Origin of the sequence: Kushneria avicenniae (assembly GCF_900112585.1) — a bacterium.
GTDB classification, from domain to species: Bacteria; Pseudomonadota; Gammaproteobacteria; order Pseudomonadales; family Halomonadaceae; genus Kushneria; species Kushneria avicenniae.
The window spans coordinates 241,591-253,895 of record NZ_FOLY01000005.1; the positions used below are offsets into that span (position 1 = coordinate 241,591).

13 protein-coding genes are annotated in these 12,305 nt (G+C 65.2%); 7 read left to right on the plus strand and 6 right to left on the minus strand.

Annotated features, from left to right (window positions below):
• Positions 1–47 precede the first annotated feature (47 nt).
• Positions 48–698, minus strand: a complete 651-nt coding sequence (locus tag BM079_RS12765; RefSeq protein WP_090134706.1) for a DNA-3-methyladenine glycosylase — start codon at positions 696–698, stop codon at positions 48–50.
• Between the two features lie 142 nt (positions 699–840).
• Between BM079_RS12765 and BM079_RS12770 the strand changes: the two genes are divergently transcribed.
• The 4 genes from BM079_RS12770 (at position 841) to cobJ (ending at position 4,573) form a co-directional block, all read left to right on the plus strand.
• Complete coding sequence (locus BM079_RS12770) at positions 841–2,235, plus strand: hypothetical protein (protein WP_090134707.1); 1,395 nt, start codon at positions 841–843, stop codon at positions 2,233–2,235.
• A gap of 78 nt (positions 2,236–2,313) precedes the next feature.
• Positions 2,314–2,985 (plus strand): precorrin-8X methylmutase, encoded by a 672-nt coding sequence (locus tag BM079_RS12775; RefSeq protein WP_090134710.1) that lies wholly within the window; start codon positions 2,314–2,316, stop codon positions 2,983–2,985.
• Positions 2,985–3,791 (plus strand): precorrin-2 C(20)-methyltransferase, encoded by an 807-nt coding sequence (locus BM079_RS12780; protein ID WP_090134712.1) that lies wholly within the window; start codon positions 2,985–2,987, stop codon positions 3,789–3,791. Before BM079_RS12775 ends, BM079_RS12780 begins: the two co-directional genes overlap by 1 nt.
• A complete protein-coding gene (gene cobJ, locus BM079_RS12785) occupies positions 3,788–4,573 on the plus strand; it encodes a precorrin-3B C(17)-methyltransferase (RefSeq protein ID WP_090134713.1) in 786 nt (261 codons plus the stop codon). Before BM079_RS12780 ends, cobJ begins: the two co-directional genes overlap by 4 nt.
• Here cobJ and BM079_RS12790 read toward each other — a convergent pair.
• A complete protein-coding gene (locus BM079_RS12790; RefSeq protein WP_090134715.1) occupies positions 4,562–5,338 on the minus strand; it encodes a cobalt-precorrin-6A reductase in 777 nt (258 codons plus the stop codon). The genes cobJ and BM079_RS12790 overlap by 12 nt on opposite strands.
• Before the next feature lie 96 nt (positions 5,339–5,434).
• Between BM079_RS12790 and cbiE the strand changes: the two genes are divergently transcribed.
• Genes cbiE through BM079_RS12805 form a run of 3 tightly spaced genes read left to right on the plus strand, consistent with a single transcriptional unit; the run spans position 5,435 to position 8,061 of the window.
• Positions 5,435–6,724 carry a precorrin-6y C5,15-methyltransferase (decarboxylating) subunit CbiE gene (cbiE, locus tag BM079_RS12795; RefSeq protein ID WP_090134717.1) on the plus strand — a complete coding sequence of 430 codons (1,290 nt, stop codon included), beginning with the start codon at positions 5,435–5,437 and terminating at the stop codon, positions 6,722–6,724.
• Positions 6,721–7,512, plus strand: a complete 792-nt coding sequence (gene cobM, locus BM079_RS12800) for a precorrin-4 C(11)-methyltransferase (RefSeq protein ID WP_090134719.1) — start codon at positions 6,721–6,723, stop codon at positions 7,510–7,512. The genes cbiE and cobM overlap by 4 nt, the downstream gene beginning before the upstream one ends.
• Before the next feature lie 9 nt (positions 7,513–7,521).
• Positions 7,522–8,061, plus strand: coding sequence for a hypothetical protein (locus tag BM079_RS12805; RefSeq protein WP_090134721.1), 540 nt, complete (start codon positions 7,522–7,524; stop codon positions 8,059–8,061).
• On the opposite strand, the gene BM079_RS12810 is transcribed toward BM079_RS12805, so the two are convergent.
• From BM079_RS12810 to BM079_RS12825, 4 genes are all read right to left on the minus strand, one after another.
• Complete coding sequence (locus BM079_RS12810) at positions 8,062–8,757, minus strand: glutathione S-transferase family protein (protein WP_090134723.1); 696 nt, start codon at positions 8,755–8,757, stop codon at positions 8,062–8,064.
• Positions 8,758–8,779: 22 nt separating this feature from the next.
• Positions 8,780–10,054, minus strand: coding sequence for an Nramp family divalent metal transporter (locus BM079_RS12815; RefSeq protein WP_090134726.1), 1,275 nt, complete (start codon positions 10,052–10,054; stop codon positions 8,780–8,782).
• 177 nt (positions 10,055–10,231) lie between these two features.
• The gene (locus tag BM079_RS12820) at positions 10,232–11,899 is read right to left on the minus strand and encodes a cation acetate symporter (RefSeq protein WP_090134729.1); all 1,668 of its coding nucleotides are present in this window, start codon (positions 11,897–11,899) and stop codon (positions 10,232–10,234) included.
• Entirely contained in the window at positions 11,896–12,222 is a 327-nt protein-coding gene (locus tag BM079_RS12825) for a DUF485 domain-containing protein (protein WP_090134731.1), read from the minus strand. Before BM079_RS12825 ends, BM079_RS12820 begins: the two co-directional genes overlap by 4 nt.
• Between the last annotated feature and the right edge of the window lie 83 nt (positions 12,223–12,305).

The following is a 12,305-nucleotide window of genomic DNA, read 5'->3' on the forward strand; positions in this document are numbered from 1 at the left end:
CAGCCTTCATTCTAGCCTGGCAGGGCACGGGCCGCGCCATGCCGGGATTACTCTTCGGTCGTCGCCTTTTTTGCCGCTTGTCGCTCAAGCTGACGGCGTAGCTGCGGCGTCGCAACGCGTAGCCGCCAGGGCGCGTCGCGGTGTTCGGGCTGGGCGTAGTCGATGCCGATGCGCGGGCTTCGGATGATGTCCTCCTCACCGACGGGCGTGCCTGGCTCGATCCACAGGCCCTCACCGCTGCACAGATCAATCCGGTTAAAGGCCGTTTTGGTGATGCCCATGGCGCGGGTCAGCTTGCCGGGGCCGTTGAGCATCTCGCGGCCGCGCTTGCCGTTACGCCGCTCTACCATGGTCTCTTCACCCTGAATCGGCTCAACGGCGCGGATCAGCACTGCGCAGGGGTCATCCTCGACCTCGGTCACCAGATTGAGCATGTCGTAGATGCCGTAGATGATGTAGACATAGGCATAGCCCGCCGGGCCGAACATGACCTCGGTGCGCTGGGTGCGCCCGTGGGAGGAGTGACAGGCCGTGTCCTGAAGACCGAGATAGGCTTCGGTTTCGGTGATCCGGCCGACCAGACGTTCCCGGCCGTCATCGACGACAAGATGACAGCCCAGCAGTGCCCGGGCGACCTCAAGGGTCGGTTGCTGATAGAAGCTTCTGGGCAGCGGGGCCGGCGGGGAAACTGCAGGCATTGAACCTCCTTGTGAATATGTCTGACGCGACGGCATCGTTGCCTTTCGAGTCAGAGGGTGCGATAGCATGACCCCCAATAATGGATGAGTCCGGCGCATTTCGCCGATTCTGATCGTTTTCCTGTTCCCGTATCGAGTGTCCATGTTGCCTGAACCGCACGACTTCCATCAGATGCAGGGCCCCGGCTGGCAGACCGCACGGGGCGCCTGTCCGTCGCTGGCCACGCCCATGGAGACCGGCGACGGCTGGCTGGCACGCCTGCCGCCGTTGGTGGCGCCGCTCGAGAGCGAGGAGGTCATCACGCTGTGCGAGGCCGCCGAGCGCTTTGGCAATGGGCTGATCGAGGTAACCCGGCGCGGCAATCTGCAGCTGCGCGGGCTGGCCGAGGGCGCGCATCGGGGGCTGGCGGACTACCTGACCCGGCGGCTGTCGCAATACTGGCTGGACAGCGGCGCGCCGGCGGTGTCGCTTGATCCGCTGATGGATGTCGATGAAGCCATTGATGCGCCCACGCGCGCGCTGGCCCGGCGGCTGCGCGGCCAGATCCTGACCGGGGCGCCGGCAGCGCTGGCCCCCAAGTGCGCCGTGGTGATCGATGCCGGCGGCTGGGCGGGGCTTGCCGGGCTTTCCGGCGATGTCCACCTGCGGCTGGACGGCGCTCGTGGCGGCTGGATCGGTGTGGCGGGCGACCAGGGCAGCGCCACCTGGCTGGGGTGGATGGTGGCTTCGAAGCTTGCCAGCGCCGTGCTCGGCCTTCTGAGTGAAATGGAGATGCTCGGTCCGGCGGCTCGGGGGCGGGACCTGCTGTCGCGGGTGTCGGTCTATGCGCTGTGCGACCTGCTGGGCTGTCGCCCCGGCGCCCCGCCGCTGCGCAGCGGCCTGACTCAGGGCCCGGATGTGGCGGCCCGGCGCCAGCGTGATGTGCTGGATATCGTCTGGCCGTTCGGACAGATGCCAGCGCTGGCGCTGTTGCGTTTTACCCGCGAGGCGCAGCGCCGTGGCGCGCTGGGCTTTGCTGCCGCGCCCGGGCGCCACTGGCGACTGGTGTGTCGCGAGCATGCCGATATCGACGCCATCGCGGGCGCCGCGCGCGAGGCCGGAATGATTGTCTCAGACGACGATGCCCGGCTGACCCTTGTTGCCTGCACCGGGGCGCCGGGCTGTGCCAGCGCCTTCATGGCCACCCACGACGCCGGCCGGGCGCTGAGCCGTCGCTGGGCGAGCCTGTTTGATGCATCGGTCAGCGTGCACCTGTCCGGCTGTGCCAAGGGCTGTGCCAGTCTTGATGTCTGCACCTTTACCCTGGTCGGCCTTGAGCCGGGGGTCGGTCTGGTTTTTCAGGGCAACCCGCGCGGCGCAGCGCGGCTGATTGCCGGAGACGCTGCCGCGCTCACAGCGGCGTTCGAGCATCTGGCCGTCATGCTTTCCCGACAGGGGGAGGTACTGCCGCTGGACAATGCAGCGCTGGACCGGGTCGGCGAGGAGCGCGTAGTGGCCCTGCTGCGCGCGGGCAGCGGTGTCGATACCGACGCGTAAGGGCGGACGCTGCCGTGTCGCCAGGGTAGAATGGCGCGCCTGATTGCCCCGATATCCACTTCGACCACGAGGGAGCCCATGACCGATCGCCATGGCACGCATGACGCACCTGCCCAACGTTCCCTTTATGAGTATGAACATGACGGGCAGGCCATCTATCGTCAGTCGTTTGCCATCATTCGTGAAGAGGCGGATCTGGCGCGCTTTTCGCCGCTCGAGGCCGACGTTGCCGTGCGCATGATTCACGCCTGCGGCGTGGTGGCGCTGGCCGAGCAGATCGTTTTCGGCGGGGGCGATATCCACCGGGCGCGCGAGGCGATTCTCGACGGCGCGCCGATTCTGTGCGACGCCGGCATGGTCGAGCGGGGTGTGACCCGGGCGCGGCTGCCGGCCGGCAATGACGTGATCTGCACCCTGCATGACGCCCGCACGTTTGATCTGGCGGCACGCCTTGGCAATACCCGCACGGCGGCAGCGATCGAACTCTGGGGCGAGCAGCTTGACGGTGGCGTGGTGGTGATCGGCAACGCGCCGACCGCGCTCTTTCATCTGCTGGATCTGCTCCATCAGGGCGCGCCGCGTCCGGCGGCCATCATCGGCGTGCCGGTGGGCTTTGTCGGTGCGGTGGAGTCCAAGCAGGCCCTGATCGATGCCGGATTCGACATTCCCTTCATTACGGTTCGCGGACGCATGGGCGGCAGCGCCATCGCCTCGGCCACCATCAACGCGCTGGCAAGCGACCGACTGTGATGCGATCAACGCCCGAATTTTCCGCGTCTTCCGGCGGTCAGCCGTCCGCCTTCGGGCGTCTTTATGGTGTGGGCACCGGCCCCGGCGACCCGGAGCTTTTAACTCTCAAGGCGGCGCGGGTGCTGGCCGAGGCCGACGTGGTCGCCTGGTTTGCCAAGGCCGGCAATCAGAGCAACGCCCGGCGCGTGGTCGCGGCGCATCTGCGCCCCGGTCAGCCCGAGCTGGCGCTCTATTATCCGGTCACGACCGAGCTGCATCGTCATTCCAGCGGCTATCGCGACGCCATCACCGCCTTCTACGAAGAGAGCGCGGAGCGGTTGGCCTCCGAGCTTGCCGCCGGACGCAGCGTGGCGGTGCTCTCGGAAGGGGACCCGCTCTTTTTCGGCTCGTGGATGCATCTGCATGTGCGTCTGCGCGAGCGCTTCGATGTCGAGGTCATTCCCGGCGTGACCGGCATGGCCGGCGGCTGGTCGAGCGCCGGCGTGCCGATCTGTCAGGGCGACGACGTGCTCACGATTCTGCCGGGGACGCTGGATGAGGCCGCGCTGGTGGATCGTCTTACGCGCTGCGAGGCCGCCGTGATCATGAAGGTGGGGCGCAACCTGCCGCGCATTCGTGCGGCGCTGGCTCGGGTGGGTCTTCTGGAGCGGGCGCTCTATGTCGAGCGCGCCACCATGGCGGGCGAGCAGATCATGGCGCTGAGCGCGCGCGATGATCGCCCGGCACCCTATTTTTCGATTGTGCTGGTGCCCGGCTGGGCAGCCTGCACACATCCTGTCCACTCCGATGCGCGGGTGCGCTCATGAGCGGCCGGCTGATGGTGATCGGGCTGGGCCCCGGGGAGGCGCGCTATCTGACGACGCAGGCGGCGGATGCGCTGGCCAGTGCCGACTGGTTCTACGGCTACGGCCCCTATGTAGATCGCGTGGTGGCACCGGACGACCCGCGTCGGGTGGTCTCTGACAACCGCGAGGAGGGCGCGCGGGCGCGTGAGGCGCTTATGCTGGCGGCCCGCGGCGAATGTGTGGCGATGCTCTCCGGCGGCGATCCGGGCGTCTTTGCGATGGCCTCGGCAGTGTGTGAGCAGATCGAGCGCGGTCCGCAGGCGTGGCGGGCGCTGACAATTGACATCGTGCCCGGGGTGAGCGCCATGCTGGCGGCCGCGGCGGCCTGCGGGGCGCCGCTGGGCCACGATTTTGCCACCCTTTCGCTGTCCGACAATTTAAAGCCCTGGGCGCTGATCGAGCGCCGACTGCTGGCCTGTGCCGGTGCCGGCATGGCCATGGCGCTGTATAACCCGATTTCGAAGGCGCGCCCCTGGCAGCTGGGCGTGGCGCTTGAGCGCCTGCGCGAGGTGCTCTCGCCGGAAACGCTGGTGATTTTCGCCCGCGCCGCCGGCCGCGCCGATGAGCAGATCACGACCGTAACGCTTGAAAAGGCTCGCGCCGAGCAGGCCGACATGGCAACGCTTGTGATCATCGGCAGTGAGGAGACCCGCCGGGTCGAGCGCCCTGATCAGGCACCGCTGATCTATACGCCGCGCTTTGCCCCGGGTCATGATCCCGAGACGCCGGACTCAAAGGGCTGACACCCAGTCGAGCAGCGCGGCCATGCCGGTGGTCTCAAGCCTGTCCACAACCGGGGTGTCGGGCATGACCGGACGGCGGATCATGATGACATCGATGCCCAGCGCTCTCGCCGCATCGAGCTTGGCCCGCGTGGCCTCGCCGCCGCTGTGCTTGGTCACCAGCACGTCAATGGCGCGACTGCGCAGCAGGTGGCGCTCCTGCGCCAGCGTAAAGGGACCGCGTGCGATCAGATTATCCACATGGGGAAGGGCGAGCGGCGGATCGATGGGATCAATGCTGCGCACCACATAGTGATGCTGTGGGGCGGCCTCAAAGCGGGCTGCCTGAGCGCGTCCGAAGGTAAGCAGCACCCGACGCGGCGTCTCGCCCAGAAGGGTGACGGCCTGATCGGTGCTGTCGCATTCAAACCATCGATCACCGCTCTGGCGCTGCCAGCCGGGTCGGGCCACGCGCACGATGGGCAGACCGGTCCGGCGTGCGGCCTCGTGAGCGTTGTGTGCCATCTGCGCGGCAAAGGGATGCGTGGCGACAATGATGCCATCGATGCGATGGGCGCTCAGCCAGGCCACCAGCCCGGTCACGCCGCCAAAGCCGCCGATGCGGGTGGCCACGCCGTTGTTGATGGGCACGCGGGTGCGACCGGCCAGCGACAGGGTGACCGAGACCCTCGGCAGGGCGGCCAGCTGCGGCGCGATCCGGCGGGCTTCAAGCGTGCCGCCGAGCAGCAGCAGACGTCTATGCCGGGAAGAGGCGGGTAAGGACATGGTCGGCAACGTCGTGATCGATGGAAGTGAACAGGCCGTAGCGATGCACCCGATAACGGTGCCCGCGGATGGCACAATATAACAGGAGAGTGATGCATGAGCCCCAGTGACGCCCCTGCCGATGCAGCAAGCGTTGACGATGGCAGCGGCCACGAGCCCTGGCTTTCCATCGTCGGCATTCAGGAGTCCGGCGCCGAGGAGCTGTGCGAACGGGCACGCGAGGCGATCAGCCAGGCCTCGGTGGTCTTTGGCGGCTCGCGGCATCTGGCGTTGACCGGCACGCTGATTCAGGGCACGCCGATCGCCTGGCCCTCGCCCCTGAGCGAGGGCATCAGCCAGCTGATGGCGCTGCGCGGTCAACGGGTCTGCGTGCTGGCTTCGGGCGATCCCTTTCACTATGGCATCGGCTCGACCCTGTCGGAATACATTCCCGCCGCCGAGATGATGGTCTTTCCCGCGCCGTCCGCCTTTTCGCTGGCCTGTGCCCGCCTGGGCTGGCCGCTGCAGAAAAGCCGGCTGTTGTCGCTGCACGGTCGCGCCATGAGCCGTCTCAACGGCCATCTGCATCACGGCGTGCGTGTGGTGGCACTGACCAGCGATGGTCAGGCGCCGGCCCTGATGGCCGGCATGCTTGTCGAACGCAACATGGGCGAGACCCGCCTGACCGTGCTGGAAGCGCTGGGCGGGCCGCGTGAGAAGATCGCGTCCTTTACCGCGCAGGCGCTGGCCCGCGAGGATCGAACCTTTGATGCTCTCAATGTGGTGGCGCTCGAGATCGTTCAGCAGGGCGAGGGTGCCGTGGCCGGGCTGGCGCCCGGGCGCAGCGATGCGCTGTTCGAGCATGACGGTCAGATTACCCGTCGCGATATTCGTGCCATGACGCTGGCCCGGCTGTCACCGCGCCCGGGGGAGCGGCTATGGGACATCGGTGCCGGTGCCGGCTCGGTCGCCATCGAGTGGCTGCTGCTGGATGATTCACTCGAGGCCGTGGCCATCGAGCGCGACGAGACCCGCCGCCAGCGCATTCGTCGCAATAGCGAAACACTGGGTGTGCCGCGCCTTGAGATCGTCTCGGGTGAGGCGCCCGCCGCGCTGGATGGCCTGGCCACGCCACAGGCCATCTTCGTGGGCGGCGGGGTGAGCGACATGGCGCTGATGGCGCGCTGCTTTGATGCGCTGGCCCCCGGCGGCCGGCTGGTGGCCAACGCCGTGACGCTGGAAAGCGAGCTGGCGCTTGGCGAGTGCCATCGCCTGCTGGGCGGTGAGCTGATGCGACTGAGCCTTGAGCAGACCGCGCCGCTGGGCAGCATGATCGGCTGGACGCCAGCGCGTACCATTACGCAGTGGGCCTGGACCAAACCGCTGGATTTTCAGGGGGTGTCATGACGGTCCATTTCATCGGTGCCGGCCCCGGGGCGGCCGACCTGATCACCGTGCGCGGTCAGCGCCTGCTCGCGCAGTGTCCGGTGTGTCTCTATGCCGGCTCCACGGTGGCCACTGAACTGCTGGAACACTGTCCGAGCGGGGCGCGTCTGATCAATACCGCGCCGCTGGACCTTGATGCGATCGAGGCCGAGTATCTGCGCGCCCATCACAACCATGAGGCGGTGGCCCGGCTGCATTCGGGCGATCTCTCGGTGTACAGCGCGCTGGCCGAGCAGCTCAGGCGTTTGAGACACCACGGCATCGATTATACCCTGACGCCCGGTGTGCCGGCCTTTTCGGCGGCCGCGGCGCTTGTTGAGTGCGAGCTGACGGTGCCGGAAGTGGCGCAGAGCGTGGTGCTGACCCGGCTGTCCGGAAGGGCGTCGAAAATGCCGGAGCGTGAGCAGCTTGAAACCTTTGCCGAAAGCGGTGCGACGCTGGCGATCCACCTGGCGATCCATCGGCTGGAAGAGATTACCACGCGGCTGACCCCCTTTTACGGCGCGGACTGTCCGGTGGCGGTGGTCTATCGCGCCAGCTGGCCGGAGGAGCGTCTGGTTGAGGGCGTGCTGGGTGATATCGTCAAGCGGCTGGCAGCGGACCCGATCGAGCGCAGCGCGCTGATTCTGGTCGGTCCGGCGCTGGCAAGTGATGATTTCCGCGACAGCGCGCTGTATGAAGCCGGCTATTGCCGGCGCTTTCGTCACGGCAACGCGGGCGATGCTCCGGTCGTGTCAGACAAGGGATAGGAAAAAAGCATGCAAAACGATCTGCCCGGCACGGGCGCCGATGATGACGCCGCCTATGCCTTCCGGGAGCATCGACTGTCGTGGGTGGCCTACGGAGATGCCGTTCTCAAGGGGGGCGTGGCGATCGCCATCAGCGTTGCGCTGATGCTCTCGCCGCGCTGGATCACGGTGGCGCCCATTACCGCACAGGTGCTGTTTTACGCCGGTATTGCCTTTGCCCTCTGCGCGCTGGCGCTTTCAATCTATCGACTCTGCTATCTCCGCCGCGTGCGGCTTTATACCGATCAGGACGGCGTATGGTGCTATCGCGGCATTCTGCCGTGGCGGCGCGGCATCGTTGGCACCAACTGGCGCGACGTGCGCCAGGCGAGCTACGGCACCGGTTTTGTGCGCTGGGTCACGAAGGCCTACCCGATCAACGTGGACAATCGCTTTACCGATACTGACCCGATCACGCTTGCCCACGTGCACCGTGGCCATGAGTTTGTCGGCCATGTGAATGCCTGGCGCAACCGGATGCTGCGCCAGGACGACGAGACGCTGCGCTGATCAGGTTTCGACCGGCGGCTGATGCTCCCTGACGACCCTGCGATCGCGAATGCAGTCCTCTTCATGGGACGCCTCCCGCCAGGGTTCCTGAATACCGGTGCTGACCCACTCGGCCACCGCCGGGTGGGACAGCAGCCGATCCACATAGGCCATGGCCTGCTCATTGAGATCGAGCTGATAATTTTTGAGGCGCACCGCCACCGGAGCGAAAAAGGCATCCACTGCGGTAAAGCGATCGCCGGCCAGCCAGGGGCCGCCAAAGCGCTCCAGTCCGAAACACCACAGCGATTCGAGACGCTTTAGATCACGCTTGAGCGCCTCGCTCGGCGTGGTCAGCGCAATGACCAGCCGGCAGTTCATTGAACACTCATCGCGCAGGGCGCCAAAGCCCGAGTGCATCTCGGCGGCCGCGCAGCGAGCGAAGGCGCGCGCTACGGGCTCATGGTGCCATACCGCTGGATGGGCCTCGGCCAGATACTCGCAGATGGCCAGCGAATCCCACACCGTCAGGTCACTTTCGACCAGACACGGCACCTTGCCACTCGGCGAGAAGACGTCAAACGAGGGCTGACGCATGCCGTACTCAAACGGCGTCAGCACCTCTTCAAAGGCAATGTCGAGCGCGCGCATCAATACCCATGGCCGCATGGACCATGACGAGTAGTTCTTGTTGGCAATGTGAAGACGATAGCGCATGACATCCCTTCCCGGCGGGTGATCAGATCACCCCCAGCATACCCAGAAATACACGCAGTGCCAGCAGACAGACGATCAGCATCACAAGGCCGTAGACCAGGTTCTGTCTGAATGTGTTGGCAAATGCACCCAAAAGCGTGCGTTGATTGCACAGTACCCAGATCGAGCCCACGATCGCCGGCAGCAGCAGGCCGTTGATCGCCTGGGCTGTCAGGATCAGCTCGATCGGCGTGCTGCCGAAAAGCGCCACGATCACGACCGGTGCCAGCGCGGCCAGCAGCATGACAGAGCGGTTGCGCGTGCTGCGCGCGCTTTCATTGCGTCCGGTGGCCTCGCCCAGCAGCGGCGGCTGCACGGCGATGTTGAAAAGCCCGGAAGAGAAGCCGGCCGCCCACAGCCCCAGCGAGAACAGCACCCCGGCGTACTGGCCCAGCACCGGCGTGAGCTGTCCGGCCATGTCGGCGGCCCCCGAGACGCCGGTGCCCAGCGGATGAAGGGCCGCCGCCGAACACAGCAGAATGGCGACCATGACCACGCCGGTGATCACCACATTGGTGGTGTGGTCAAAGCGGGACAGGGCCAGACGCTTGTCCATCGCCGTGGTGGTGTCATGGGCGTACTTGCGCTTGATGAAGGCCGACAGCCCCAGCACGGTGTTGGGCGGCAGGGTGGTGGCAATCAGGGCGAGGATCAGCCAGTAGTTACCTTCGGGCACCTTGAACGAGAAGCCGGTGGCCGCCACATCGCCCGCATTCGGGCCGGCCAGCGCCAGTGTGAGCACAAAGGAGAGCACGATCAGGGCGATGATCGCGCGGTTGATGTTCTCCAGCAGTCGGTAGATGCCCACCCAGCACATGACCAGTGCCGCCAGCGCCAGAATGCCGACCCAGGCCAGAATCGGGACCGAGGGCAACAGATAGTTGAGCGCCAGCGCCGCCCCGGTGAAATTACCGGCCTGAAAGGCGACAGCGCCCAAAAGCAGTGCAACGTAGAGCGTGATGGACCATTTTCGCCCCATGTGCTGGCGAATACCCTCCATCGCCGACATGCCGGTGGCCAGGGTGAAGCGGATCACCGGCCGCTGGAAGCAGAACGCCACCACAGAGGCAGCCATGACGGCCCATAGTAGTGCAAAGCCGTACTCGGCGCCCGCCACCGACAGCGTGGTGATCGAACCGGGCCCCAGAATGCAGGCCGCGACCATGGCGCCGGGTCCAAGGGCGCGCAGGCGCTCCATGATGCCGAGCGATGTCGGCGCCTGACGAAGAGCGCTGTCGTGCGTGGTCATTGTTTTCATGCTGGACCTCCCGGCAAATGGATACGCTCCCCTTCTGATGCAAAAGGCGTGCCTGAAAGGCCCGTCGGGTCGACATTTTTCTGGTGAAATTCGATCAGCATGGCGTGGAGGAAGATCGGGCCAAAAAAAAGCCCTGCGCAAGGCAGGGCGAAGGAGAGAGACGGGAGAAAAGAGAAATCAGTGGGCGACGCTGCCGGAGGCGCCAATGCCGGTCTGGGAGCGGACGAATTGAGCGTCGAACAGATCGCGTTCACGCTTGGCGGCGGCAGAGTGGTCGGTAACCGAGAACAGCCAGATGCCGATAAAGGCCACGGCCATCGAGAACAGCGCCGGGTAGTCATAGGGGTAGATGGGCGTAGCGTGCCCCAGCACCTGCACCCAGATGGTCGGCCCGAGAATCATCAGTGCAATGGCCGTGACCAGCCCCAGTCCGCCGCCGATGACCGCCCCGCGGGTGGTCAGCCGGCGCCAGTACATGGAGAGCAGCAGTACCGGGAAGTTGCAGCTTGCCGCGATCGAGAAGGCCAGACCCACCATGAAGGCGACGTTCTGGGTCTCAAAGGCGATCCCCAGCACGATGGCCACTACCCCCAGCACCAGAACGGAGATCTTGGAGATGCGTACCTCCTTTTTCTCATCGGCGTTGTCCTTTTTGAGCACGCCGGCGTAGAGGTCATGCGAGATGGCCGAGGCGCCGGCCAGGGCCAGACCGGCCACTACGGCCAGGATGGTGGCAAAGGCCACTGCCGAGATGAACCCGAGGAAGATGCTGCCGCCCACGGCATTGGCCAGATGGACCGCGACCATGTTGTTCCCGCCGATGATGGCTCCGGTACTGTCCTGAAAAGCCGGGTTGGTGCTCACCAGAATGATGGCGCCAAAGCCGATAATGAAGGTAAGAATGTAGAAGTAACCAATGAAGCCGGTGGCCACGAACACGCTCTTGCGGGCCTCTTTGGCGTTGCCGACGGTGAAAAAGCGCATCAGGATGTGCGGCAGGCCGGCGGTACCGAACATCAGCGCCAGCCCCAGCGAGATGGCGGAAATGGGGTCCTTGACCAGCCCGCCCGGGCTCATGATCGAGGCGCCGTTGGCATGTACGGCCACCGCCTCGTTGAAAAGACCTTCCAGACTGAAGTCCACGTGTATCAGCACCATCAGCGCCATGAAACTGGCACCGAACAGCAGGATCGCGGCCTTGATCATCTGTACCCAGGTGGTAGCCAGCATGCCGCCAAAGAGCACGTAGCAGACCATCAGCGCGCCGACGACCACCACGGCAATGTGATAGTTGAGACCGAACAGCAGTTGAATCAGCTTGCCGGCCCCGACCATCTGGGCGATCAGATACAGCGCCACCACGGCCAGCGAGCCAAAGGCAGAAAGCGTTCTGACCGGGCGCTTGCTCAGGCGAAACGAGGCCACATCGGCAAAGGTATAGCGGCCCAGATTGCGCAGGCGCTCGGCGATCAGAAACATGATCATCGGCCAGCCGACCAGAAAGCCCATTGAGTAGATCAAACCGTCATAGCCCGAGGTGAACACCAGCGCCGAGATGCCCAGAAAGGAGGCCGCCGACATGAAGTCGCCCGAGATGGCCAGACCGTTCTGAAAACCGGTGATGTTGCCCCCGGCGGCGTAGTAGTCCGATGCCGACCGGGTCTTCTTTGATGCCCACCAGGTGATGTAGAGCGTGATGCCGACAAAGATCAGAAACATGATGATGGCCGGCACGTTGAGCGCCTGCTGTGTCACGGGCCCGGTCAGGGCGTCGGCCATGGCGGTGGCGCCGGTCAGCAGACTGCCTGCCACCACCAGGGCCAGTTTGAAAAAGGCGATATTCATCGTTTGATCTCCTCAAGCACGCGGGCATTGAGGCGATCGAATTCACCGTTGGCGCGTCGCACGTAGAGACCGGTCAGCGCGATGGCAACGAGGATCAGGCCCAGACCGATAAGAATTCCCCAGGTCGTGGTCATGCCACTGGCCAGCGGCGTGCCCAGTACACCGGGTGCAAAGGCGATCAGAAGGATAAAGGCCATGTAGAGACCCAGCATGATGATGGAGAGCGTCATGGCAAAACGGCTGCGTTTTTGTACCAGCTCCTGGAAGCTGGCATTGCGCTGAATATCGCGCCACTGGGTGTCGTTGTGCGTCAGTCTACTCATGGCTCATCCTTGTTATCCGGGTCAATGACCGTTTTTATGTGCATGGCCCCTGATACTTGCCCGTAAACAGGGCAAAAGAGCAG

What these genes read in the sequence shown, in the direction of transcription:
- BM079_RS12765 (WP_090134706.1), bottom strand. Translation starts at nt 698, where the DNA reads ATGCCTGCAGTTTCCCCGCCGGCCCCGCTGCCCAGAAGCTTCTATCAG.
- BM079_RS12770 (WP_090134707.1), top strand. Translation starts at nt 841, where the DNA reads ATGTTGCCTGAACCGCACGACTTCCATCAGATGCAGGGCCCCGGCTGG.
- BM079_RS12775 (WP_090134710.1), top strand. Translation starts at nt 2,314, where the DNA reads ATGACCGATCGCCATGGCACGCATGACGCACCTGCCCAACGTTCCCTT.
- BM079_RS12780 (WP_090134712.1), top strand. Translation starts at nt 2,985, where the DNA reads ATGCGATCAACGCCCGAATTTTCCGCGTCTTCCGGCGGTCAGCCGTCC.
- cobJ (WP_090134713.1), top strand. Translation starts at nt 3,788, where the DNA reads ATGAGCGGCCGGCTGATGGTGATCGGGCTGGGCCCCGGGGAGGCGCGC.
- BM079_RS12790 (WP_090134715.1), bottom strand. Translation starts at nt 5,338, where the DNA reads ATGTCCTTACCCGCCTCTTCCCGGCATAGACGTCTGCTGCTGCTCGGC.
- cbiE (WP_090134717.1), top strand. Translation starts at nt 5,435, where the DNA reads ATGAGCCCCAGTGACGCCCCTGCCGATGCAGCAAGCGTTGACGATGGC.
- cobM (WP_090134719.1), top strand. Translation starts at nt 6,721, where the DNA reads ATGACGGTCCATTTCATCGGTGCCGGCCCCGGGGCGGCCGACCTGATC.
- BM079_RS12805 (WP_090134721.1), top strand. Translation starts at nt 7,522, where the DNA reads ATGCAAAACGATCTGCCCGGCACGGGCGCCGATGATGACGCCGCCTAT.
- BM079_RS12810 (WP_090134723.1), bottom strand. Translation starts at nt 8,757, where the DNA reads ATGCGCTATCGTCTTCACATTGCCAACAAGAACTACTCGTCATGGTCC.
- BM079_RS12815 (WP_090134726.1), bottom strand. Translation starts at nt 10,054, where the DNA reads ATGAAAACAATGACCACGCACGACAGCGCTCTTCGTCAGGCGCCGACA.
- BM079_RS12820 (WP_090134729.1), bottom strand. Translation starts at nt 11,899, where the DNA reads ATGAATATCGCCTTTTTCAAACTGGCCCTGGTGGTGGCAGGCAGTCTG.
- BM079_RS12825 (WP_090134731.1), bottom strand. Translation starts at nt 12,222, where the DNA reads ATGAGTAGACTGACGCACAACGACACCCAGTGGCGCGATATTCAGCGC.